General features: G+C 67.4%; 20 protein-coding genes. 6 read left to right on the plus strand and 14 right to left on the minus strand.

Annotated features, from left to right (window positions below; translation table 11 throughout):
- Window positions 1-161: 161 nt before the first annotated feature.
- Together NA3_RS26655 and NA3_RS26660 are read right to left on the minus strand one after the other, a co-directional pair.
- Window positions 162-2,720 carry a DUF6049 family protein gene (locus tag NA3_RS26655; protein ID WP_062966409.1) on the minus strand — a complete coding sequence of 853 codons (2,559 nt, stop codon included), beginning with the start codon at window positions 2,718-2,720 and terminating at the stop codon, window positions 162-164.
- Entirely contained in the window at window positions 2,717-3,253 is a 537-nt protein-coding gene (locus NA3_RS26660) for an NUDIX hydrolase (protein WP_062966410.1), read from the minus strand. Before NA3_RS26660 ends, NA3_RS26655 begins: the two co-directional genes overlap by 4 nt.
- Window positions 3,254-3,448: 195 nt before the next feature.
- Here NA3_RS26660 and NA3_RS26665 point away from each other — a divergent pair, with 195 nt between their 5' ends.
- The gene (locus NA3_RS26665) at window positions 3,449-4,897 is read left to right on the plus strand and encodes a CCA tRNA nucleotidyltransferase (RefSeq protein ID WP_062966599.1); all 1,449 of its coding nucleotides are present in this window, start codon (window positions 3,449-3,451) and stop codon (window positions 4,895-4,897) included.
- A gap of 36 nt (window positions 4,898-4,933) precedes the next feature.
- Here the strand turns inward: NA3_RS26665 and NA3_RS26670 are convergent, their stop codons facing one another.
- The 3 genes from NA3_RS26670 to NA3_RS26680 all read right to left on the minus strand — a co-directional run bounded on the left by NA3_RS26670 (window position 4,934) and on the right by NA3_RS26680 (window position 8,984).
- On the minus strand, window positions 4,934-5,749 hold the full coding sequence (locus NA3_RS26670; protein WP_062966411.1) for a hypothetical protein: 816 nt from the start codon (window positions 5,747-5,749) through the stop codon (window positions 4,934-4,936).
- Window positions 5,750-5,827: 78 nt separating this feature from the next.
- Window positions 5,828-7,408: a DUF4185 domain-containing protein gene (locus tag NA3_RS26675; protein WP_062966600.1), complete on the minus strand. Its 1,581-nt coding sequence runs from the start codon at window positions 7,406-7,408 to the stop codon at window positions 5,828-5,830.
- Between the two features lie 211 nt (window positions 7,409-7,619).
- Window positions 7,620-8,984: an MFS transporter gene (locus NA3_RS26680; protein WP_062966412.1), complete on the minus strand. Its 1,365-nt coding sequence runs from the start codon at window positions 8,982-8,984 to the stop codon at window positions 7,620-7,622.
- Between the two features lie 95 nt (window positions 8,985-9,079).
- Between NA3_RS26680 and NA3_RS26685 the strand changes: the two genes are divergently transcribed.
- Window positions 9,080-9,880 carry a pirin family protein gene (locus NA3_RS26685; protein WP_128145016.1) on the plus strand — a complete coding sequence of 267 codons (801 nt, stop codon included), beginning with the start codon at window positions 9,080-9,082 and terminating at the stop codon, window positions 9,878-9,880.
- A 50-nt stretch (window positions 9,881-9,930) separates the two neighbouring features.
- Window positions 9,931-10,560, plus strand: coding sequence for a DUF4190 domain-containing protein (locus tag NA3_RS26690; RefSeq protein ID WP_063917772.1), 630 nt, complete (start codon window positions 9,931-9,933; stop codon window positions 10,558-10,560).
- Between the two features lie 6 nt (window positions 10,561-10,566).
- Here the strand turns inward: NA3_RS26690 and NA3_RS26695 are convergent, their stop codons facing one another.
- Entirely contained in the window at window positions 10,567-11,082 is a 516-nt protein-coding gene (locus NA3_RS26695) for a hypothetical protein (RefSeq protein WP_227995613.1), read from the minus strand.
- Window positions 11,083-11,199: 117 nt separating this feature from the next.
- Here NA3_RS26695 and NA3_RS26700 point away from each other — a divergent pair, with 117 nt between their 5' ends.
- Genes NA3_RS26700 through NA3_RS26710 form a run of 3 tightly spaced genes read left to right on the plus strand, consistent with a single transcriptional unit; the run spans window position 11,200 to window position 14,478 of the window.
- Entirely contained in the window at window positions 11,200-12,048 is an 849-nt protein-coding gene (locus NA3_RS26700; RefSeq protein ID WP_062966414.1) for a DUF5753 domain-containing protein, read from the plus strand.
- 9 nt (window positions 12,049-12,057) lie between these two features.
- Window positions 12,058-12,447: a DUF397 domain-containing protein gene (locus tag NA3_RS26705; protein WP_062966415.1), complete on the plus strand. Its 390-nt coding sequence runs from the start codon at window positions 12,058-12,060 to the stop codon at window positions 12,445-12,447.
- The gene (locus NA3_RS26710; protein WP_084491894.1) at window positions 12,448-14,478 is read left to right on the plus strand and encodes a M13 family metallopeptidase; all 2,031 of its coding nucleotides are present in this window, start codon (window positions 12,448-12,450) and stop codon (window positions 14,476-14,478) included.
- Here the strand turns inward: NA3_RS26710 and NA3_RS26715 are convergent, their stop codons facing one another.
- From NA3_RS26715 to NA3_RS26750, 8 genes are all read right to left on the minus strand, one after another.
- Window positions 14,479-15,798 (minus strand): ABC transporter substrate-binding protein, encoded by a 1,320-nt coding sequence (locus NA3_RS26715; protein WP_227995612.1) that lies wholly within the window; start codon window positions 15,796-15,798, stop codon window positions 14,479-14,481. It lies immediately after the preceding gene.
- Between the two features lie 19 nt (window positions 15,799-15,817).
- Window positions 15,818-16,690 (minus strand): carbohydrate ABC transporter permease, encoded by an 873-nt coding sequence (locus NA3_RS26720; protein ID WP_062966416.1) that lies wholly within the window; start codon window positions 16,688-16,690, stop codon window positions 15,818-15,820.
- Window positions 16,687-17,613, minus strand: coding sequence for a carbohydrate ABC transporter permease (locus tag NA3_RS26725; RefSeq protein ID WP_062966604.1), 927 nt, complete (start codon window positions 17,611-17,613; stop codon window positions 16,687-16,689). Before NA3_RS26725 ends, NA3_RS26720 begins: the two co-directional genes overlap by 4 nt.
- 242 nt (window positions 17,614-17,855) lie before the next feature.
- Window positions 17,856-18,755, minus strand: a complete 900-nt coding sequence (locus NA3_RS26730) for a L,D-transpeptidase (RefSeq protein ID WP_062966605.1) — start codon at window positions 18,753-18,755, stop codon at window positions 17,856-17,858.
- A 352-nt stretch (window positions 18,756-19,107) separates the two neighbouring features.
- Window positions 19,108-20,511, minus strand: a complete 1,404-nt coding sequence (locus NA3_RS26735) for a cytochrome P450 (RefSeq protein ID WP_084491920.1) — start codon at window positions 20,509-20,511, stop codon at window positions 19,108-19,110.
- A gap of 63 nt (window positions 20,512-20,574) precedes the next feature.
- The gene (locus NA3_RS26740) at window positions 20,575-21,741 is read right to left on the minus strand and encodes a serine hydrolase domain-containing protein (protein ID WP_062966607.1); all 1,167 of its coding nucleotides are present in this window, start codon (window positions 21,739-21,741) and stop codon (window positions 20,575-20,577) included.
- 136 nt (window positions 21,742-21,877) lie between these two features.
- Window positions 21,878-22,417, minus strand: a complete 540-nt coding sequence (locus tag NA3_RS26745; RefSeq protein ID WP_227995638.1) for a DUF6764 family protein — start codon at window positions 22,415-22,417, stop codon at window positions 21,878-21,880.
- Window positions 22,418-22,589: 172 nt separating this feature from the next.
- A complete protein-coding gene (locus NA3_RS26750; protein WP_062966418.1) occupies window positions 22,590-23,261 on the minus strand; it encodes a chymotrypsin family serine protease in 672 nt (223 codons plus the stop codon).
- Window positions 23,262-23,551: the final 290 nt, after the last annotated feature.

A 23,551-nucleotide genomic window follows, 5' to 3' on the forward strand; every position in this document is an offset into this window, starting at 1 on the left:
CGTACTCGGTCACCGGGCCTCCGGTCTGCTCGGCATTCGGTCCGGCCCGTGAATCACCCGGTCGGCACGGCGAGCCGCTGCGCGATTGTCGCTCACTGTGCCTCGTGACCTGCGGGACACCCGCACCCGGTCGGCACAGTAAGCCGCTGCGCGATTGTCGCTCACTGTGCCTCCTCTTCCTGCAGTACTCGTTTGCGGGCGCGCAGGTATCGGTTGAGCCTGCGTCGTTTTCCGGGGTCCAAACCCTTGTCCGCCGGATCCGGCTGTCCCCGGAAGCGGCGCCACAAGCGGCGACCGGCGAGCAGGAACAGCAGTGCACCGGCACATGCGGTAATTATCGCCAACGCTTGACCGTAAGCGTTCGAACGTACCGAAACCGAGGTGGCATTGCCGAGAGGCACTCCGGCCGGTGTGGTAAGGGATATCGGAATCACCAGGTTACGGCTGTCGCTCACCTTGGTCGGAATCTGGAACGACCGAGTACCCTCCGCGGGAAGCTGCTGCTCACCGATATCGGTGATATTCGTCTCGGCGGGCGCCCCGATCTTGAACCGGATCCGGATCGCGACCGGCAGATCGTTGCGCGCGACCAGCAGCAACGGACTCTGCTCCGAGGCCAGGGTGTAGACCCCGCCCGGCGGCAGCACACTCACCGAGGAGAACAAGCCGTCCATGGTCCGGGTGGTCTGTTCGAGTCGTCGTTGCGCGACGGTATCGGCCTGCGAATCGGTGCCGGTGCGATCCGAGAGCGTCAGCACCCGGATCAGATCGTCGCGCAGCGGCGTCAGGAACGTCCGCGGCGTCGGCTCCTGCTGGGGGACCTCCACCAGGGCGCTCATCAGGTCATCGATGCGATGCTCCTGCTGCCCGACGGGCGCGACGAATCGATCCGGCACCGCCTGGGCCACCGCGTCACCGGAGTAGTCCAGGTCGTACGGGCGCGGATCGACCGGCTGGGCCAGTAGATCCGTGAACGAACGCGGGGTCGCCAACCCGCTGCGGAACATCAGTTCCAGGTGCGAGAGCAATGCTCCGGCCTCGTCGCGGTCGGCCCCCCACTGTTGCGGTGGCATCAGCAGGGTCGCACGGGGACGGGTCTCGGTCGTATTCAGCACCGGCCAGGTCAGCGCGCCCAGTGCGTCCTGCAGTCGAGCGGTGCGCGAGTCGTTGGTGACCGCGTAACGGACCCGGTCGGGAGTGAACGCCGGAGTCGGAGGATTCGAGCCGACCGCGGCCAGGGCAGTCGCCGACCACATGTCGAAGGTCGCGACCTTCAGCCCGGAATCGGGCGCCGGTGGTGTGGGTTCGGGTTTCGCCGCGGCGGCCGGCAGGCGAACCATCTCCGGAACCACCGGTGCGATATTCGCGGCGACGGAGGCGGTACTGCGCACCGTTGCCTCGCCGCGCCCGGAACCCGTTGCGGTACTGACTGAATCGGCCTCGGCCACGGCATTGCCGGAAAGGACGGCGGTGGTGAAACCCCGCTCGGTCAGCATGGTCGCGGCATCGGCTCCGATGGCTCCGGAGGCGGGCAGGCTCACGCCGCGCACGGATTTGACCGACAGCAGCGAATCGACGATATCCGCGGGCGCGGTGATCGCGCGGGCGACCAGATCCGCATCGTGTACGCCGGCCAGCGCGGTCGGGTCGACCTGCGCGAACGGCAGCGCCACCGTGCACATCGTCGGCGCGAGCGCACGCAGCCGGTCGAGCCAGGCCCGCGCGGCCTGCGGTCCGGTACCGTCGCGCGTCGGCCCGTCCGGATCCGACGGCGAGGCCAGCACTCGGTATCCCTCGGTCATCCTCGACACGGTGAGCAGCAGATCCGGGTCCACGGCAAGGCACAGCGATCCCGCCAGCCCGGCGCCCGAGCGCCCGGAATCGTGCGAGGGATCGGACCGTAGCGCCGACTCCAGCGCCGAGAGCAACTGATCCAAGCGGCCACCCGCGGCCAGTTCCCCGGCCAGTTCGTCGTCGGTGAGCAGCGCCTTGCCGTCCACCGAACCGGGAATGCCGGCGACCATGCGGGGGCGGTCCGCCAGCGGCCACACCATGGTGGTGGCCACCGGCGGCTGCGGTGCGGCCGGAACCGGTTGTGCGCCCTCCGCGGCGGCATCGGAGCCGTTCGGCAGGGCCGGCAGGCCGAGCACCGGCAGCAGGAACCGCGCATCGTCGAGATGGGCCTGATTGCCGTAAGCCGGTTCGCCGTTCACATTCAGCAGCAGCGGATACACGCCCGGTTCGGTGATGCCGAGCGAGTCGGTGACCGGCGGATTGGCGGCCGTGTTGGACATGCCCTCGCGCACCCCGATCCGCAGGGTGAACTGTTTGCGCTGCCCGGGCCCCAACTGGTCGGCGACGTCCTGGAACTGCGCGCTGACCGGGAAGCTCGATTGGTCCTGACGCAGCGTGGACCGCAATTCGCTGGGTTCGGTGATGGCCGCCCCGCGCTGCACTCGCACGCTGACGTCGTCCACCACGCGATCGCCGATGTTGGTCACCGTGCCGGTCAGCGCGAGGACGGAATCGCTGGTGGTGGTGATCGTGCTCGGCGACACCGAATCGAGCGTGAGTTTGAGGAACTTCGGCGCGGCGGTCGGACCTCCCGACCCGGAGGGCTGCGCATGGCTCGACCCGGCCGACGGCACGCTCAATACGGCGAGCGCCAGCGAGACGAGCAGTAGCACCCAGCGGTGCCCACTGCGACTCGCACGCGTCATTGTCTGCCGCTCTCCATCCGATCTATCAGCCGATTCGCGACCTCGGCCAGACGCCGCTCGTCGGCGTAGGCGAGCCGGGAATCGAGTTCGCTCAACGGCACCCAGGCCACCTTGGTGACCTCGACGTCGGCATCGGAGAGCTCACCCCCCAACGACCGCATCAAGTAATGGTGCACGGTCTTGTGTACCCGACGGCCTTCGGTGACGAACCAGTAGTCGATGCTTCCCAGTTCCGCGACCACCCGGCCGTTGATGCCGGTCTCCTCGGCGACCTCCCGGACGGCGGTCTGTTCGGCCGTCTCCCCCTCCTCGATATGGCCCTTCGGCAGCGACCACAGCAGCCGGCCGCGCCGGTCGGTGCGCCCGATGAGCGCGGCGCAGCGCTGGTCGGCGGGGCCGTCGAGTCCGTCGACGACCAACCCGCCGGCGGAGGTTTCCCGGACGGTGCGCATGCGAGGTTTCGCCGCATTACCGGCCGAACCGCGGCGCCGGGGCTGGCGGCGTCGACTGTTCGCGCGATCGGCCGGAGACACCGGGTCAGTCTAGCCGCGCCGGATCGATGCACTGAACGTGTTCGATGCCGAGTGTCATGCCGCACCACGGTGGTGTCGTGCGGCCGGTCCGGGCGGGGACCGGCGAGTGCGTACCAACTAAGCTGCGTTTCCGTGGTTTCGCCGAAGTCCGTTGACGCAGAAGTGGAGGACGGCACACAAGTGAAAGGAAGGGCCGTGTCCGACCCCGACGATGATCGCCGGACGCGATTGCTTGCCGCGGCGGCGATCACCCTGGGCCGGCTCTCGGATGTGCTGACTCCGCTGGGCGGCCTGTTCGCCGCGCGCGGCCACGAGCTGTATCTGGTCGGCGGCAGCGTGCGCGATGCGGTGCTGGGCCGGCTCGGCACCGATCTGGACTTCACCACCGACGCCCGGCCCGAGGTCGTACTCGAGATCGTGCGCGGCTGGGCCGACAACCTCTGGGACACCGGTGGTTTGGCGTTCGGCACGGTGAGCGCGTCGAAATCGGGCTGGCAGCTGGAGATCACCACCTTCCGCAGCGACAACTACGACCGCATCTCCCGCAATCCGGAGGTGACCTTCGGCGACAGCCTCGAGGGTGATCTGGTGCGCCGCGACTTCACGGTCAACGCGATGGCCGTACGCGTCGGCGGAGCCGGTGAACTGGAATTCGTCGATCCCCTCGACGGCATGGACGCGCTACTGGCCGGTGTGCTGGATACGCCTGCGGCGCCGGAGGATTCGTTCAACGACGATCCGCTGCGCATGCTGCGCGCGGCCCGCTTCGTCTCCCAGCTCGGCTTCGAGGTCGCGCCGCGGGTGCGGGTGGCGATCGCGCTGATGGCCGACGAGATCCGCCGCATCACCGCCGAGCGGGTCCGTACCGAGCTGGACAAGCTGATCGCCGGTGAACACCCCACCGAGGGCATCGACATCATGTGCGAGACCGGGCTGGCCGAGCGGGTGCTGCCCGAGGTTCCGGCGATGAAACTGGAGATCGACGAACACCATCAGCACAAGGACGTCTATCAGCATTCGCTGACCGTGCTGCGCCAGGCCATCGACCAGGAGCAGGGCGATCCGGATCTGGTGCTGCGCTGGGCCGCGCTGCTGCACGACATCGGTAAACCGCCGACCAAGCGCAACGAGCCCGGCGGCGGCGTCAGCTTTCACCACCACGAGGTCGTCGGCGCGAAAATGGTGCGAAAGCGCATGCGCGCCTTGAAGTATCCGAAGCAGTTCACCGAGGACGTGGCGCGGCTGGTGTATCTGCACCTGCGGTTCCACGGCTACGGCAAGGGCCAGTGGACCGATTCGGCGGTGCGCCGCTACGTCACCGATGCCGGCGACCTGCTGCCGCGGCTGCACAAATTGGTGCGCGCGGACTGCACCACCCGCAACAAGCGCCGCGCCGCACTGCTGCGCTCGACCTACGACGATCTGGAAACCCGGATCGAACGCCTGCAGCAGGAGGAGGATCTGCAGCGGGTGCGTCCGGACCTGGACGGCAACGCGATCATGGAACTGCTCGGCCTGGAGCCGGGTCCGCAGGTCGGCCGTGCCTGGCGCTATCTGAAGGAACTGCGGCTGGATCGCGGTCCGCTGACTCGCGACGAGGCGGAGGCCGCGCTGCTCGAATGGTGGAACGCCGGCGGACAGTAGCGCTGGAACCCGGATCGGCGGATCCGCCGGACCGTCTCAGAACACGATCAGCGTCGTGCCGGCGACGATCGCCGCCCGCATCTGTCCGAGATCGAACGAGCCGGTGACCTGCGGGAATTCGAGCCGGAAATGCACCCGGCCGCCTTGGCGGTCGGCCCGCACGATGCGCACGTCGTTGGGCAGGTCGGCCAGGGTGACCGGCGCCACCGACACCCAGCGCCGCGGCACCCGGACGCCCGACCAGGCAGCCTGATGGACCGCGATCGTGACGAGGTTGTCACTGATCGCGGCGTCGACCAGCGCCTGGAATTTCCGGGTGCGATGCCGCGCGCTGATCAAACCGCTCGGATGCACCTCGAACCGCCAGTCCAGCCGCTTCTCGTTGAGCCACTCGACCAGGGCCGCGGTGGTCACGGTGCCGGTGATGTCGAGTCCGGCGGTGCGCACCTTCGTCGGGACGCCGGGGATCAGCCGCACCCCGTGCGCGATCACCGTCATCTCCTCGACCGGATGACCGTTCCAGCGCAGCTCGGTCAGCACCGTCTTGGTCTGGAAGTGGGCGCCGCGGCGGCGCACCTTGAGGGTCTGCAGGATCGCGGTCAGATCGTGTCCGAGCAGGGTCGCGGTGACCTCCCGGCCGCCGAAGCGACTCAGAATTCCCTCGCTGAGCAGCGTCATCAGCACATCCGGCATGAGTGCGGTGACCGTACCCGCGCCGAGATCCGCCACCGGGTCGAGCCACGCGGTGGTGAAGGTCGTCCACTGATCCAGCAACTCCGGGTCGAACAGCCGTCGGCCGAGGTCCACTGCCCGCAACGGCGACCAGGATTTGGGATCGAAATAGGTGGCCATGATTGATTCGAGAGTACTGGCCGCCGGTGAATTCGCCAGGGGCTGCGAATGACCTTTCCCACGCGGTGAGGCGCGGACCTACGGATCGTCGGGTTCCGGGTCGTTCAGCGTCGCGTGCATCAGGTAGACGTTGTAGCTGTCCCAGGCCGACATCGTGAAGTACAGATCCTTACCGGTCGACCAGGGGTGGATGAATCCGCCGTAGGCCTTCGGGTAGTCGTTCGTGTCGGCCAGCAGCGTGCCGTCGGTCCAGGTTCCCTGCGGTTCGGTCGCGGTGCGCAGCACGATCGCGTGCCGAGCCGGGTCCAGGTACACCATCTGCCACTGCCGGCTCGAGTCGTCGTAGCGCACCGAGAGCTCGCCCGCGATGCCGGGCATCAGCGGCGTGGCGCGGTTCTCCTGCGCCGGCGCCCAGGTCCCGTCGACCCAGTACTGGTACGCGGACTTGTTGAGTACTTCTTTCTTCGGCACCCGCGCCAGGCCGATCATGCCGATGCGGCCGTTGGGCGTGCCGAACATGTAGACGTAATCGCCGTGCGGCACCATCGTCGTGACCTGGAAGCGATCGATGCCGAACATGTTGTCCCACTTGGCGTACTGATCCTTGACCCAGGTGCTGCCGCCGTCGTCGGAGTAGGCCAGACCACCGTTGTTGGTCCACCACATCCCTGGGATCTTGCTCCAGTGATTGACCGACATGTAGCTCATGTACTGCCGGTCGCCGAGCGCGAATCCGGAGGTGGGGATCACCGTGGTCTCGAAGTTCTTGATCTTGCGGCTGTCGAGCAGTTCGGCGGCGTGGCAGCGGCTGTCCTGCACCATGTCGTCGATGATCAGGCCCTTGGACAGATCCCGTTCGGAGCTGAACCCGAGCACGTTCGACCGCCAGTCCGGTCCGCCGGCCTGGCCGTACTCCCAGCCCTTGCCGAAGGTGTCGCCGAACACCACCGCGACCTGGCCGGGCTTGGTCTCCCACATGATGCCGAGGTCGGTCCCGTCGACCTGCCAGCGCATATCGGTGCGGTTGACCGAGCCGTGGCCGGTCACCTGGTTGACCAGTTTCACGTTCTCGACCGTGCGCGGTGCGGGCGCGGCAACGACCGCGCCCGGGTCGGTCGACGGGTGCACCGGATGCGGCGGGGGCTCCGGCGCGGGCGGTTCGCCACCGGGAATCGGGATCGGAATCGGTTCGGGTTCCGGATTGATATTGATATTCGGCAGATTGAACGGACCGGAATTCGACCCCGAGCCCGTGCCGGACCCGGAGCCGGACCCGGTGCCCGAGCCACTGTTCGAGCCGGATGCCGAACCGGAGCCGGGTGCGGATTCGCCCGGCGCGGAGGGGTCCTCGGTCGGCGGCGGTTTCGGCGTATCGCGAATATCCGGGCACGGGTTGCGGCACGGGTCCGCGGGCAGGGGCTGCGGCACGATACGGGTGTTGTCCGGTCGCGGACCCGGGACGGGAACGGGCACGATCTCGGGCACCGGCACCGGGATATCGATGCGCGGCGGAAGGATCGGCGGCGCAGGCGCATTCGGATCGGGCTGGCGGGCCAACGGATCGAAACCCGTTTCGCCGCACGCGTTCTTCGGCGGTGGCGCCCACGGCGCGAGTTCGGCCGAGGCCGGCGCGGGTGCGACCGTGCCGAACACCAGCAGTCCGGTGACCGCGGGCGTGAAAAACGCCGAGACACAGCGCTTTCCGGTGCGGGTGACGCCGCGCGCCGCCGCGGGTCGGCCGGCAGCAGCTCTCCCCCTCGCGTTGTTCCCGAACACCGCACTCCTCGACTACCACTCGCACCGCTGGTGACATGCACTGTCAGTCACCGCATCAGCTGGGACCGAGCACAGCGGCTAACAATCTAACCGATCACTCGGATCGCGTCTGCGAACATGCGGAACCGCGTGGCGCGCGCCGGCGGCTGTTCACCGCGATCGCCGCGATACCCAGCGCGTACAGTCCGGCGCCCGCCGCGACCACCCCGAGGGAACGGCCGTCTGCGGGAATGACCAGGGCGGTCACGGCGACGGCGACCACGAACGTGATGTTGAAAATCGTGTCCTGCAGGGCGAATACCTGTCCGCGCCGGGCGTCGTCGACATCGATCTGCAGGGTCGCGTCGCCGGTCAGTTTCACCATCTGCCCGGCCAGGCCGAGCAGGAACGCGCCCACCAGCAGCAGTTGGTGGGCGCGGTGTTCGGCCGCACCGGTGGCGACGGTGATCGGCGGCACCAGTGTCGCCTGCACCAGCAGCGCCGCCGACAGACCGGCGACCACCGTGCGCGGGCGCCCGAGGCGCGGAATCAGCAGCGGCGTCAGGACCGCGGCGGCCAGCATGCCCGCGGCGACCGCGGTGATCGCGACGCCGAAGCCGACCAGCCCCGAACTCGCCGACATGCCGGATTCGTTGGGGCGGCGCAGGACCAGCACCATGAGCAGGGTGTTCGCGCCGAAGACGATGCGGTGGGTGCCGACCCCGATCATCGCGGTGGTGCAATCCCGCGATTCGGCGACCGCGCGGGCGCCGGTGCGCAGCCCGGTCAGCACGGCCCGCACGGATTCGGCGGCCGCACCGCGCCCGGCCGCCCCGATGCGATGTTCGGGTCCGAGTTGGTGTCGCGCGAAACCGATCGCCGCGACCGCCGAGATCACCGACCCACAGGCACTGGCCGCCACCGCGACACCGCTCGCGACATCGCCCGCTCCCATCGCGCCGATGATCGCCACCGCGGCCGCGGCTCCCGCTCCGGCACATCCCGACGCCACCGTGGCCAGCACCGAGTTCATCGGCACCAGCCAGCGCTGTTCCAGCACCCGCGGCAGCGACGCCGAGATCCCGGCCAGGACGAATCGGCTGATCCCGACCACCGCCAGTGCCAGCAGCAACAGCGGCGTATCCCGGATTCCGGCCGACAGCCCGACCGCGGCCACCACGATCAACGCCGCCCGCAGCGCGTTGGCGACCAACAGCACCATCCGGCGGTCCCAGCGATCCAGCATCGCTCCGGCATACGGCCCGATCACCGAATACGGCAGCAGCAGTACCGCGAACCCGCCGGCGATCGCCAGCGGGTCGGTGGCACGTTCGGGATTGAACAGAATCGCACCCGACAGCGCTGCCTGAAACATTCCGTCGCCGAACTGCCCGGAGAACCGGATCAGCGCCAGCCGCGGCATTCCGGGCCGGCGGACGGCGGCGGCCACCGCGGCCCGCCGCGCAGCGTCGGGTCGCATTTCGGTTCACCTCCGGATCAATGTGCGGGGCCGGTGCACAGCCACGGTAGAATCTACCCGGCGGCCTCGACAGCAGCTCGAGAGGAGGACCCCCGTTGTCCACACTCACGACACCACACATCGATGTTCATCGCGCCGGCGATCGCATGAAAACCCGTGTGGCATGGCTGGATTCGAAGCATTCGTTCTCCTTCGGCGAGCATTACGATCCGGAGAACACCCATCACGGGCTGCTGCTGGTGAACAACGAGGACATCGTGTTGCCGGGCGAGGGATTCGACACTCATCCGCATCGCGATATGGAAATTGTCACCTGGGTTCTGAACGGTTCTCTGGTCCATCAGGATTCGCTGGGACATGCCGGTGTCATCTATCCCGGATTGGCGCAGCGAATGAGTGCCGGAACCGGAATTCTGCATTCGGAAAAGAATGATTCGTGGCGGCTCCCGCCCGAACAGGGCGGCACGTCTCCGCATTCCGAACCGGTTCATTTCGTGCAGATGTGGGTAGTACCGGACGAGCCGGGAATTACTCCCGGATATCAGCAACTGGAAATCGATGACGAACTGGACCGCGGCGGCCTGATCACGGTCGCCACGGGGATGCCGCGCTACCGCGATCGAACCGCGATCGCGATCAGCAGCAGCCATTCCGCCCTGCACGTCGGGCGCATGCCCGGCGCGGCGGGAACCGGTGCGGGGCAGGCGATCACCCTGCCCGAGGCGCCCTACCTGCATGTCTTCGTCGCCCGCGGCGAGGTCGAGATGGAGGGGGTCGGAACCCTCTACGAGGGCGACGCGGTGCGGATGACCCGCAGTGGCGGGCAGCGCATCGTCGCCGACGTTCCGGCGGAAGTCCTGGTGTGGGAAATGCACGCACGTCTCGGCGGCCAATAGAGTCGGTAGACCCAGCCGTCGAGGCACGTGCGTCCGAGGAGAGGACAGCGATGACCGAGAATCCACCGCCCGGGAACTACCCCCCGCCGGAACCGTATCCGCAGTCCGGCGGTGAACAACCCGGGCGCTCGGGCGAGTATCCCGGCCACTCCGGCGAATATCCCCAGCAGCCCGGCCAGTACGCCCAGCAGCCCGGCCAGTACGCCCAGCAGCCGGGACAGTATCCGGGCGGATATCCCCCGCCGCCCGCGGGCGGCTATCCCGGCCCGCCGGGACAGGGCACGTGGGAGCAGCCCAAGGGCAAGGGGCTGGCGATCACGGCGCTGGTCCTCGGCATCATCGCCCTGCTGACCTGCTGGACGGTGCTGGGTGGCATCCTGTTCGGCCTGGTCGCCCTGATCTTCGGCATCATCGCGACGGTCAAGGCGCGGCGCGGAACCGCGGCCGGGGGCGGTATGGCGATGGCCGGTCTGGTCCTGGGACTGCTCGGGCTGATCGCCGGAATCGTGATCGCCGCGATCGGGGTCAACTTCTTCGTCAACAACGGTGGCAAGGACTTCCTCGACTGCGTGAACAAGGCCAACGGCGATCAGTCGAAGATCGACCAGTGCCAGCGTGATTGGAATCAGACGCTGGAGAACAAGTACAGCGTGACGCTGAGCCCGCGGCCGACCTCCTGAGCGGGGTCAGTACGGGTCCGGCCGGCACTGGCGGGTTGCGGTGAGCACCTCGGCCAGTTCCGGCCGGTAGTCGCTGTGCGGTGAATCGATCCAGACCCGGTATCCGGTGCGTTCGTCGGCGGGTGAGGGCAGCACGATCGTGGTGCCCGGGGCGACCAGTGCGGCGCAGCGATGGAACATATCGGAGGCGATGGCGGCGTCGGTCGCCGATTCGTCGACGTGTCCGGTGAGGAACGTCCAGCGTGCCGAACGCGGATGTCCGATGATCGGCCCGCGATGTCCGCGCACGGTGAGGTATTCGCGAATGGGAGCTCCGAGGGCGGCCGGCACGGTGATCGCGCCGACCGGGCCTATTTCCAACAGGATGCGACCTCGAACCGGTTCGACGATGCCGTAGAGCCCGTTCTCCTTGCGGTAGCGACGACAGCGGACCAGGGCTTCTTGGGTGACAGCGCGCGGCGCGGTGGTGATGGTGGTGATATTCGGTTCGATCGCGCCGGCCAGCGGGTCGCGCGTGCTCATGGCGAACCTCGTCTCGTCGTCGAGTGCAGTGCCACCGATACGCAGACCGTATCGCCGTACAGTTGAAATGACAATAGTCACGGGCGTGTCGCGGCGGCCGGCGTACTATCTGCCCGCATGGCCCCTCCCTCGCCAGTGGTCGCTCGATGGGAATTGGTCCGCCGTCTGCGCGAACTTCGCGAACACCGTGGCTTCGACTCGGCCGGCTTCGCCCGCGCGGTCGGCTTCACCCCGGCGAATTGGTCGCATGTCGAGAAGGGCCGCCGGGTGCTGACCGCCAACACCATCGGCCCGGTGCTGGATCTGCTCGCCGTCGATGAGCGGGAACGCGCGGAACTGCTCGCCTTGCTGGCCGCCGGGAAAGAGCGTGGCTGGTGGACCCGATCGGGCCTGATCGGCCCGGAACTACAGCGCTACTACGGGATGGAATACGGCGCGGACAGTATTCGCAGCTACGACAGCCTCGTGATTCCGGGTCTGTTGCAAACCGAGGCGTATGCGCGGGCGCTGATCGCCGCGGACGTGATGATTCGCCCGGCACAGGTCGAACAGCTGGTCGCGATGCGGATGCGGCGCCGCAAGCGGTTGCACGGGCACGACCCCGTCGCCCTCACCGCGGTGGTCGGTGAGGCGACGCTGTTGCAGCAGGTCGGCGGCCAGGTCGTGCTGTGCGCACAGTTGGAGTATCTGGCCGGGCTGTTGCGCACCAGGCCGAACGTGGACATCCGGGTCATCCCGTTCGCGGCTCCCGACGGCGCGATCCTCGGCGGGGCGAGTTTTCATCTGCTGGACTTCGCCTCCGAATACCTGCCGACCTTCGGCTGGGCCGAGAGCGCGGTCTTCGGCGGACCGGTCGACAATCCCGAACAGGTTCACGATCTGGCGTTCGCATTCGTGCGAGCGCTCGATCAATCCCTCACTCGCACAGAGTCATTGGCGCTGATCGAGAAATACGCAGCCATGTAAACTCTGCCCATGCCCACCCCCGCGAGGTATCGGCCGGAGGTCACGTCCTGGTTCACCTCCACGCGCACCAACAACGGCAATCAGTGCGTCGAGGTGCGTTTCGACGGTGACGCGGTGCTGATCCGCGACAGCAAATACCGCCGCGCCTCCGCGAACAGGCCCGAACTCGAGCCGGTGATCACCGTCGACGCCTCCGCCTGGATGACATTCCTCCACCTGGTCCTGCACGGTGGCAGCGAAGGCGACCTGCAGATTCGCCCGGCCGCGGACGGCGGCGCGGTACTGGTCCACGACACCACTGAGCTGTCCTTCACCCGCGGCGAGTGGCAGGCATTCCTGGCCGGCGCCGGGGACGGCGAATTCGACCGCATCCCGGCGGCCACCGCTGCTCAGGGCTGAATGCGGCGGCGGCGCGACGCCGTCGTCGGCATACTGGAGGTCGTGACTTTCGACGTGACGACTCCCTCGGGCATCGATCTGACCTATCGCGACGACGCTGTGCGGGTGCAGGACGACCTGTTCGCGCACGTCAACGGCAAATGGCTGGACACCTACGACATCCCCGCCGATCGCGCGGTCGACGGAGCGTTCCGTACCCTCTACGACCAGGCCGAACTGGACGTCAAGAAGATCATCCAGGATCTGGCGGCCGGAACCGCGGCGTCGGTGCCGGACGAGGAGGAGGCGCGCAAGATCGCCGACCTCTACAACAGCTTCATGGACGAGGAGGCGGTGGAGGCCGCCGCGCTCACCCCGATCGCCGCGGAATTGGCGGCGGTGCGCGAGGTGAGTGATCGCCGCGAGTTCGCTGTGCTGCTGGGCCGGCTGCAACGCACCGGTGTCGGCGGGGCGGTCGGCGCCTACGTCGATACCGACGACAAGAATTCGCAGCGCTATCTGGTCAACCTGACCCAGTCCGGGCTCGGGCTGCCGGACGAATCGTATTACCGCAACGACGATTACGCCGAGATCCGCACCAAATACGTCGAGCACATCCGGCGCATGTTCCAGCTGGCCGCGATCGAGTACGACCCGCAGCGCGTCTTCGAACTGGAACGCAAACTGGCCGCCGGACATTGGGACGTGGTGCGCCGTCGTGACGCCGAATTGAGTTACAACCTCACCACTTTCGCCGATCTCGCTGCCGCGAATCCCGAATTCGACTGGACCGCGTGGGCCGAGGCGCTGGCCGAGGGTGTCTCCGCCTCCGGACCCGAGTTGTTCGCCGAAGTGATTGTGCGCCAGCCCGATTACGCGCGTACTTTCGCGCAGTTGTGGGCCGCCGAGCCGCTCGAGGACTGGCAGGCGTGGGCGAGCTGGCGGGTGCTGCGGGCCCGAGCGCCGTATCTGACCGCCGCGGTGGTCGAGGAGAGTTTCGACTTCTACGGCCGCATTCTCACCGGCGCCCAGGAGAATCGCGAGCGCTGGAAGCGCGGCGTCTCGCTGGTGCAGGATCTGCTCGGCGAAGCGGTGGCGAAAATCTATGTCGCCGAACATTTTCCGCCCGAGGCGAAACAGCGTATGCAGGAGCTGGTGGCGAATCTGATCGAGGCCTACCGCCGCAACATCAGCGAACTGGAGTGGATGAGCCCGCAGACCCGCGAGGCCGCCTTGGCCAAGCTGGAGCGCTTCACCCCCAAGATCGGCTACCCCGGCACCTGGCGCGACTATTCCGCGGTTCGTATCGATCCCGCCGATCCGGTGGGGAACTACCGCAGCGGATATGCCGCCGACCACGACCGCGACCTGAACAAGCTCGGCGGCCCGGTCGATCGTGGCGAGTGGTTCATGACGCCGCAGACGGTGAACGCCTACTACAACCCGGGCATGAACGAGATCGTCTTCCCCGCGGCGATTCTGCAACCGCCGTTCTTCGACATGAACGCCGACGACGCCGCCAACTACGGCGGCATCGGTGCGGTGATCGGGCACGAGATCGGCCACGGCTTCGACGATCAGGGCAGCAAGTACGACGGTGACGGCAATATGGTCGATTGGTGGACCGAGACCGATCGCTCCGAATTCGGTAAGCGCACGAAGGCGTTGATCGACCAGTACAACCAGTTCGAACCGAAGGCGCTGCCCGGTCACAAAGTCAACGGCGAATTCACCATCGGCGAGAACATCGGCGACCTGGGTGGGCTCTCGATCGCGTTGGAGGCCTACAAGATCTCACTCGACGGCGCGGAGCCGCCGGTGATCGACGGACTGACCGGGCTGCAGCGAGTGTTCTTCGGCTGGGCGCAGGTGTGGCGGACGAAGGCCCGCGACGAGGAGGCGATCCGCCGGCTGGCCGTCGACCCGCATTCTCCGCCGGAGTTCCGGTGCAACGGTGTGGTCCGCAATCTGGACGGTTTCCACGAGGCGTTCGGTGTCGAACCGGGTGACGCGTTGTATCTGGAACCTTCCGAGCGCGTGCGGATCTGGTAGCTACCGCGGCAGCTTCGGTTCGATCTGCCGGTCGTAGATGGTCTGCAGGCGATCGGTGATGTCGGCGAAGGCCGATGTCACATCCCGGTTCTGCAGTCCGATCTGTTCCAGCCCGGTGCCGATGATCTGATCGGCGCCGGGCAGGAACACCCGGGCGTAGTCCTGTGAGCGGGTCAGCGGCAACTGATCGACGGCGGTCGCGAAATTGCGGTTGGCGGCGAGGAATTGCTGTTCCGACGGATCGTGCACCGCCGACTTGCGCACCGGAATATAGCCGGTGGCCTGCGAAAAGTAGGCGGTGTTCACCGGATTCGTGATGAACTCGACGAAGCGCAGGGCATTGGCCTTGCGTTGATCGGAGATGCGCGACGGAATCGCGAGTCCGGCACCGCCGGTGGTACATCCCGGTCCGTCGGGATGCGGCAGGAACGCGGTGGCGAAGTCGAGTTTGCCCGCCGCATTGGCGACGATGCCCTTGATGTCGCCGGTGGAGGTGATGGCCGACCCCACCACTCCGGTGCCGAAATCCACGGCCAGCTGCGGGCGGATGGCGCCGTAGCGCTTGCGATTGATCATGTCGCGCAGGAAGTTTCCCGCCTCGACCGTGCGGGGGTCGGAGAACTTCAGGGTCCACCGATCCGAGTAGGCGCCACCGAAGGTCCAGTTCGGTCCCTGAAATGTCCAGGCCAGGTAGTTCTTGGCGTCACCCCAGCCGTGTGCCCATTTCCCCGCGCCGATGGCGCGTTGCAGTTCAGGTCCCCATTCATCGAACTCCTGCCAGCTCTGCGGGCCACGGTCGGGCAGTCCGGCGCGGGCCCACAGGCCGCGGTTGTAGCAGAAGATCTGCGTCGAGCGCGCATACGGCAATGCCCAGAGCTTGCCGGCGAACCGGTAGTCGTCCACGAAGCTGTCGACGTAGTCCGCCAGCGGCACCGCGGCGGCGGCGATGTGCTCGTCGAGCGGTTCGATCGCCTTGTTCAGCGCGTAGTTGAACCACCAGACATCCGAGAGCACCACCACATCCGGCAGCGCACCGCCGGTGAGCGCGGCATTGAACTTCTGCGCGACCTCTTCGTAGTTGCGCCCGGCGTCCACGAGCTTCACCGTCAGATCGGGATGCTGTGCGTGGAACCGGTTGATCAGCTCGGTTTCCTGATTCTTCGAGGTGCCCGGATGATTCGACCAGAAGATGATCGTGTTCGGGTCGCCGCCGGCTCCGGTGTTGCCGCCCATCCCCGCACACGCCGACAGGGCCAGTCCGGCGGCCGCCGAGGTGGCGGTGAGAAATCCGCGGCGGGTCAGTGTGCGCGGTCGGGTCACGGCACTCTCCTCGAGCGAATCAGCCTTTGACGGCACCGGTGGTGAGGCCCTTGATCATGTGCCGCTGCAGCAGCACGAACACCACCAGAATCGGCAGCATGGTCAGCAGGGTTCCGGCCATCACCGGCCCCCAGTTGGTGACACTGGGATTTTCGGTGTTCTGTAGCAGCGTCAATCCCACGGGCAGGGTCGCGACGCCGGCATCGTCGGCCATCAGGAACGGCCACAGGTATTCGTTCCACTCGTTGACGAGCGTGACCACCGCGAACGCCACCATCGTCGGGCCGGACATCGGCAGCACCACGCGGACCAGCAGCTGCCACCAGTTCGCGCCGTCGATGCGTGCCGCCTCGATCACCGAAACCGGCAGGGAGAGAAAATGATTGCGCATCAGGAAGGTGCCGAATGCCACGCCGCACAGCGGCACGATGATGCCCAGCAGCGTGTTGCGCCATCCGACCTGGGCGATCAGGGCGTAGTTGGAGATCACGGTGATCTGGTTGGGCACCATCAGGGCGGCGATGATGGCGAGGAAGATCAGCGTCTTACCCGGAAAGCGCAGGAACACGAGGCCGTAGGCGCTGAATACGCCCAGCGCGAATTTGACCGCCGAGACGACGGCGGTGACGATGAGCGAATTGCGCAGGAAGGTCCAGAACGGCAGCGTGGTCGTGGCCTCGCGATAGTTCTCCGGATGCCAACTGCGCGGCCACCACACCGCCGGCTGGGTGTAGATATCGGGTCGCGCTTTGAACGAGGTGATCAGAATCCAGAACAGCGGCACCCCGACGACGATCAGCACGCACACCATCGCCGCATAGCCGAAAACCGTTGCCAGCAGGCGTTTCCGCTGCCGGCTGCGGGTGGCGGGCGTTGTCGTCGTGCTCGTCATTCGTCTCGATCCATCACTCGCACCTGGATCAGCGTGATGATCAGCAGCACCACGAACATGATCGTCGCGACCGTGGCACCGTATCCGGCGCGGAAATTACGGAAGCTCTCCTGGTAGACCTGATAGACCATGGTGGTCGTGCCGGTGCCCAGTGGTCCGCCGCGCGTCATCACGTTGATGATGTCGAATACCTGCAGGGAATTCAGCATGACCGTGATCGACAGGAAGAACGTCGTCGGCCGCAGCTGCGGCAGCAGTACCCGGGTGAAGGTGGTCCAGCGTCCCGCGCCGTCGATCGCGGCGGCCTCCAGCAGTTCTCGCTGTACCCCCTGCAGTGCGGCGAGATAGATGACGAAGGTGTAGCCCAGGTTCTTCCAGATGTAGGTCACCGTCACCATGAACAGCGCCCAGTGCGGATCCTGATAGAAATCCGGCACATTCGTGATTCCGATGCGGTGCAGCAGATCCTGCACCAGCCCGAAGCCGGGATCGAAGATGAACTGGAACGCCACCCCGACCGCCGCGCCGGAGATCACGAACGGCGCGAAGATCACCGAGCGAACCACATTGCGGCCGAACAGTTTCCGATCGAGCAGCAGAGCCAGCGCGAGGCCCAGCGCCATACTGCCGCCGACCGCGAAGACGGTGAAGATCACGGTATTGCCGACGATCTGCCAGGTGTCCGCCCGCGTCCACCACTCGCGGTAGTTGCGGACTCCGATGAAGTGCGCGAAGGGTTCGGCGAGATTCCAGTCGGTGAACGACAGCCGGATGTTGTCGACCAGCGGGCGGTAGACGAACAGCCCGAGCAGCACCAGATTCGGCACGACCAGCACCAGAAACAGCCCGTAGTCGCCCCACGGCCGCCGCCACAGACCGCGCTGCCGATTCTGGGGCAATACCCGTTCGGGCGGTCGGCGCACATTCGCAGCCTGCCGCTCTCGTGCGAACACGCGGTGAAGTCCCGTCGCCGGGCGTTTGAACGATGTGCGCGAACTCCGGTCGGCGAGGGTGGTCTCCGACACCCGGGTCATGCGCCGAATACTAAGTGGCCGAGCGCGTCCACCGGTGGGATTCGGCGACAGTGCGCCGTGCGCAATGCCGCGGCAACGACAACGGCCCCAGAGCACAATCGCTCCGGGGCCGCTATCGGACAACGTCGCATCTAGCTCCAGTCGCCCATACCGTCGCCGGCGCTGAAGTTTCCGGTGGAGTTCGTCACCACCACGGGATCACCCTTCTGCGCGTTCTCGAAGAACCACTGGGCATCCTCGGTGCTGACGTTCAGGCAGCCGTGGCTGGAGTCGGACACACCCTGCTGGGCGAGCGACCACGGGGCGGCGTGCACGAAGATGCCGCTGTTGGACAGCCGGGTCGCGTACTCGACCTCGAGCTTGTAGCCCTGCGGATCGGTGATCGGAACCCCGTAGGTCGAGGAGTCCATGATCATCTTCCGGTTCTTCTCCCCGACGTAGTAGGTGCCGTTGGGGGTTTCGTGGTCCTTCTTGCCCATCGAGGTCGGCATGGTCTTGATGACCTCGCCGTTGCGGGTGACGGTGATCGTGTGGGTCGCGTCGTCGGCGGTGGCGACGACCGCATCGCCCACCTTGTAGGCGACCTTGGTGCCGCCGGCCTCGACGGTGATGTCGGAGTTGGCGGGCCAGAACTCCTCCGGCCGCCACCGCACCTGCTTGTCACCGCGCCAGTAGAAGTGGCCGTGGGTGGCGTTGCTCGAGGTGATCCGGATGGCCTTCTCGGCCGCGGCGTGGTCGCCGACCGGATCCTTGAAGTTGATGATGATGGGCTGCGCGACGCCGACCACGTCGCCGTCGCCGGGGCTGATGCTCGGCGCGGCGAAATTCGCCTGCGGCAGCGGCGGCGGGTTCTTCACCGGCGCGGCACCGGGCTCGGGCTGCGGCGCCTGCACGACAGCGGGAGCGCCGGGAACATCGGGTCCACCGGGCCACAGCGGCGCTGCCGAGGCGGGCGCCATGGCGATGGCACCGGCGGCGGTCACCGCCAGGGAGGTCGCCGCGAGGGCTAACAGGCCGGTCCGCTTGGACAGGCTGGTCTCGTCCCGAACGGGCTTCCGACAGGTTGTGGTGCGCACAGCCGTTTCGTCCTCTCCCACCTAGATCGCGCGCCACGGCGCACAGGAATATTCGCGCGCGGGTGCGCGAATGGTCTATCAGGCCCCGGCCCGGCATCCATTACTACATCTCTCGCGGGCATCGGCCAATTGCGTTCCGCCAGTTATGAAGTCCGCATCGCGCGTGTGCGATGCGTCACCATGGGCAGGCGGCGTAGTGGTGACAGGGTGAAAGTCCCGTTCGCATCGGCGAGTCGGGTTCGAGGTCCGGACGGGCGGAGGAGAGCCGGATCGATACCCAGCAAACCTCATTGTGAGGTAAATCACCTCATGAGTGGCGGATTCCCTCCACCCTGAAGCGGATTCCGCGGTGTGGACCGGTCGCGATGTTGTGCGGCACCGAGCGCGGAATTCGGCCATGACGATAGCGTGGGAGCAGCGACAACTCGACGCGAGAGACGATGGTGGCCAGCGCGATCCGCAGCTCGTAGTCGGCCAGGGTGGCGCCGAGACAGCGCCGATGGCCGCCGCCGTAGGGCAGGTATTCGAACGGCCCGTACCGGCGATCCAGGAACCGCTCGGGCCGGAACCGGTCGGGCTCGTCCCAGGTGCCGGGATCGGAGTGCACGAGCGGAATCGCGACCCCCATCGTGTCCCCCTCGGCCAATTCCACTCCGCATACCGTGTGCGGTGCGGTCAACCGCCGCAGCACGATCGGCACCGGCGGATGTAGTCGCAACGTCTCCTGGCACACGGCACTCAGATACGGCAGGCCGGCCAGATCCCCGGGATCGGCGTCGGGCCCCACCGCACCCAATTCGGCGCGCAGCCGGGCCAGCACGCCGGGATCGCGGTGCAACCGGAACAGCGCCCACACCAGACTCGTGGCCGTGGTCTCGTGACCGGCCACCAACAGGGTGCGCAGTTGTTCGCGCAGATCGGCGTCGCTCACGCCGCTGCCGTCGTCGTGGCGGGCGCTCGACAACACACCCAGCGCGCCGTCACCGGGCGTACCGGTAGCCCGCCGGGCCGCGATGTCGGCATCGAGCAGCGCGTCCAGCCGGGCGCGCGCCCGGGCGAACCTGTCCCACGGTGACAACCCGAATGCGCTGTGCCGCAAGGCGGGAACGAGCATCAGCGGCCCGGTGAAGGCGGTGAGAAACTCGCCGACCGCCGCGGTGTAGGTGTCGCGCCGGTGCGGGTCGTCGGCCCCGAAGATCAGGGTGAGGATCACCCGCAGCGTCAGCGCCCGCGCCGCCACCCGCGCATCGACCACCGTCCCCGGCGACCACGCCGGACCGGTGCCGGCGCCGGACAGCTCATCGCGGGTGCTGTCCCGAATTACCGTGCCGTACTGTGCAATTCGAGCGCGATGAAATGCGGGCGTCAGCACCGTCCGATCGCCGCGATGCCGCTGATCACGAGCGAGTATCAATGAGGCCGAACCGATCAGCGGTTCAATGGGATTCGGTTGCGGCGGATGCAGAATTCCGATCGGCGACCGAAGTAATTCCTTTGTGCCGCCGGGTGTTCCCGTGAACAATACCGCGCCGAATCCCGGGAACCGGACCAGAAACGGATCACCGTCGTGCGCGCGACGCAGCCGGAAGTAGCGATCGAAATCTATTCCGGCCGCCAGCGCGTGCGCCGCGACCCACCGCGGCTGCCGGGGCGCGGCCCGTTCGCCGGAAATCTGCGGTGTGCGGTGCCGGCCTGCTGTAGCTGCGCGCATACCCAGCACACGAGACAGCCCGGCGCCGGGTTCGACGCGAGACGCGGTCCGCGCGCGCCGCCGTCAGCCGAGTGCCGCGCGGGCCTCCGCGGCCAACCGGGCCAGGCGCCCGTCGCCGATCGTATTCAGCGCATTACCCAGGCGATTGGTGACGAAGGCGACCGACATGCCCGATTCCGGATCGGCGAACGCACCGGAACCACCCACGCCGTAATGGCCGAACGCCCGGCGCAGCGGGCGCCGGGAGGCGATCGGTGGCCGGTGGTATCCCAGCGTGAACGGCACGGGTACGCCGATGACGTAGTCGCGATGTTCACTGCGCTGCACATGGTTGATGTTCTCGATGGTCTCCGGGCGCAGCAGCGGTTCGCTCCAGGTCCGGTCCGGCAGCAGCACCCGGCCCTCGTTCGCCAGGGCCCCGTACATCCGGGCCAGGGCACGAGCGGAGAACACCCCGTTGAAGCCGGGCATCACCGCGTCGTGCACTCGCGAATCGCCGACCAGCACATCGAAGCCGGCCGGCATCCCGGCCTCGGCGATCGCACCCACTGCGCGGCTGCGGGCGATCACCTTCGAGGCGGTATCCCAGCGCAGCCCGGGTATGCGCAACCGCGGGAAGGTGCGGGCGATGCGGTGCCGCTCGGATTCGGGCACCCGGTACCAGAACTCCTCGGTCCGAAGCGGTTCGGCGATCTCGTGCCGCAATACCTCGGTGAACGGCTCACCGGTCGCGCGCTGCACGATTTCCGCGACCAGCCAGCCGAAGGTCACGGCGTGATACCCCGACCCCTGCAACCGGCGCGGATCCGGTTCGGCGGCCGCCAACGCCGCGATCATCGCGTCGTAGTCGAGAATGCCGTCGGCGTCGGCGGCCAGGCCGCGCACCTTGTGCAGTCCCGCGCGATGGGTGAGCACCTCCCGTACGGTGATGTCCTGTTTGCCGTTCGCGGCGAATTCCGGCCAGTAGTCGGCCACCGGCGCGTCGTAATCGACCAGCCCGCGTTCGGCGATTCGATGCAGCACCGTGGTGACCACACCCTTACCGGTGGAGAAGCTCAAGGCCACCGTGTCGGACTGCCAGCGCTGATCCGGCGCCGACCATCCGGCCCACACATCGACGACAGGCCGCCCGTGCAGGAATATCGCGAACGCGCCCCCGCCCCGGTTGGGCCGCGGGAACATCCGGAAGAAATGGTGCACGACCGGCACGAATCGCGGGTCGATGACCATCTGCTGTGCGTCGTCGGTATCGGCGGTCCGCGCCACCCGGGCCGATTCCGCCTCGTCTGCCTGCTCCGAACGTGCCGGATCCACCGTGTGTCGACCTCCTGCCGCCGCGTGGTCGCGGCGTCGTTACCCCTACCCGTCAGGGTAGGGCAGCCCGGGAATCGTGCTCAGTGCCCGCCGGGACCTGCCACAGCCCGAACGGCGTCGCGAGACAGAGCGCGCCCGTCCGCGAATCCCATGCCAGTGCCGCCGAGCCGAGACAGACCGTGCTGCGCTCACCCGAAACCACCTGCGCCTGTGAGCCGTTCATCGCGAAGGAGAGTCCGATCCGGCCGGGGACGGCCTCCGGCGCGAGCGAGGTGAAGGCGAGGGCGTCGGGACCCATACCGACCGCGACCGGCAGCCCGGCGGCGCCCTCACTGGCCCCGACCCCACCGCCGGCGCCCAGGCCGAGGGCGATCGCACCCGTGGTTGCCTTGGCATAGCCGACACCATCGATTCCCGCCGAGCGAGCGTGCCCGGATTCGTCGCCCATCGCGCGGCACGCCGTGGTACCGGCGACGATCGTGATATCGCGGGTGCGGTCGGTATCGCAGTGCACGGTGGTTGCCGAGGCGGTGCCGGTGGCCCAGCACACCGCGGCCCCGGCCGCGACGGCCCAACCTGTGATCGCGCTCATCACCTTCACGGAGTGCTCCTTTCGGGCCGGCAGCCCTCACCATAACCGCACCCCGCGGCGGCCGACCCGATCCGCGCCGCGCGGCCGGTCCCGCCCGGGGCACGGAAAACGGGCGGCGACTCCGGTGTGATACCCGAATCGCCGCCCGTTACCAGGGTCGTCGTGCCACCGATCAGATCGGCGCGAAACCCGCCCCGGCGCCACCGCGCCCGTTCATGTCATTGACGATCGCCGTCATGTTGGTGCCGACCTCGGGCCCGAAGCAGGCCACCGCCAGGTAGGCGTTCACCATGCCGACCAGGGTGGAGCCCATCACGACGGGAGCGCCGGAGTCGCCCTCGACCACACACATCTCCGACCATGTCTCGTCGGTCTGGAAGATGTCGCCGAAGGCCAGGCCGCAGGTGTTACCGGTGGTCCGGCCTTCCTTGCAGACGATGCTGGGGAACTGGGCCGGCGCCCCGATCCCGGTGATCGTCACATTGCCGATCCGATTGACCGGAGTGACGTGGCCCGGATCGAACTGGATGACCGCATAGTCCAGATCGTGATTGGAATAGACGAAATGTCCGATCACGCCCGCGCCGCGGTCCTGTTCGGACCACACCTCGGAACCCGCCTCGCCGCAGTGACCGGCGGTCAGGCCGACCAGGCGGCCACCGGCGTCGTGGCCGATGGTCGTCACGGTGCACTCGAACTGGTTGTCGATGATGATGCCGGAGCCGCCGCCGATCACCGGCGATCCGGGACCGGCTTGCGCGACCCCCGCGCCCGTCCCGAGCAGCGCCGCGCCCAGAGCTACGGCGAAGGCGGCACGAGCCGCCCTGACGAGTGTGTTGAACATTTCCCTCCAGACGTCGGAAGTCCGCACGATATCAGCCTTGTCGCACTACATCCTTGCAGTTGTCGGGCCGGAGTGCGCCCGGTATGCGCATGCAGTTTGCTGGATCGATGCCGTGGCCGCGCGACGACACCTACGAGGCCGGCCGGATGCGACACCTGCGCGCGACGACAGCTGTTTCGCGGGTACTCGCTATAGGCTTTCGTCAGTATTCGGGGGCAAATCTTAATAACGAGAATTTCAATCCGATAAAACAGGTATTGGATCTCGAGTTGGACATCCGATCAGTAAAC

Origin of the sequence: Nocardia africana NBRC 100379 (assembly GCF_001612635.1) — a bacterium.
Lineage (GTDB): Bacteria > Actinomycetota > Actinomycetes > Mycobacteriales > Mycobacteriaceae > Nocardia > Nocardia africana.

Excerpts from the sequence above, each read along its gene's own strand:
- NA3_RS26655 (WP_062966409.1), bottom strand. The coding sequence starts at position 2,720 with ATGACGCGTGCGAGTCGCAGTGGGCACCGCTGGGTGCTACTGCTCGTC.
- NA3_RS26670 (WP_062966411.1), bottom strand. The coding sequence starts at position 5,749 with ATGGCCACCTATTTCGATCCCAAATCCTGGTCGCCGTTGCGGGCAGTG.
- NA3_RS26680 (WP_062966412.1), bottom strand. The coding sequence starts at position 8,984 with ATGCGACCCGACGCTGCGCGGCGGGCCGCGGTGGCCGCCGCCGTCCGC.
- NA3_RS26690 (WP_063917772.1), top strand. The coding sequence starts at position 9,931 with ATGACCGAGAATCCACCGCCCGGGAACTACCCCCCGCCGGAACCGTAT.
- NA3_RS26695 (WP_227995613.1), bottom strand. The coding sequence starts at position 11,082 with ATGAGCACGCGCGACCCGCTGGCCGGCGCGATCGAACCGAATATCACC.
- NA3_RS26700 (WP_062966414.1), top strand. The coding sequence starts at position 11,200 with ATGGCCCCTCCCTCGCCAGTGGTCGCTCGATGGGAATTGGTCCGCCGT.
- NA3_RS26705 (WP_062966415.1), top strand. The coding sequence starts at position 12,058 with ATGCCCACCCCCGCGAGGTATCGGCCGGAGGTCACGTCCTGGTTCACC.
- NA3_RS26710 (WP_084491894.1), top strand. The coding sequence starts at position 12,448 with ATGCGGCGGCGGCGCGACGCCGTCGTCGGCATACTGGAGGTCGTGACT.
- NA3_RS26720 (WP_062966416.1), bottom strand. The coding sequence starts at position 16,690 with ATGACGAGCACGACGACAACGCCCGCCACCCGCAGCCGGCAGCGGAAA.
- NA3_RS26735 (WP_084491920.1), bottom strand. The coding sequence starts at position 20,511 with ATGCGCGCAGCTACAGCAGGCCGGCACCGCACACCGCAGATTTCCGGC.
- NA3_RS26740 (WP_062966607.1), bottom strand. The coding sequence starts at position 21,741 with ATGGTCATCGACCCGCGATTCGTGCCGGTCGTGCACCATTTCTTCCGG.
- NA3_RS26745 (WP_227995638.1), bottom strand. The coding sequence starts at position 22,417 with ATGAGCGCGATCACAGGTTGGGCCGTCGCGGCCGGGGCCGCGGTGTGC.
- NA3_RS26750 (WP_062966418.1), bottom strand. The coding sequence starts at position 23,261 with ATGTTCAACACACTCGTCAGGGCGGCTCGTGCCGCCTTCGCCGTAGCT.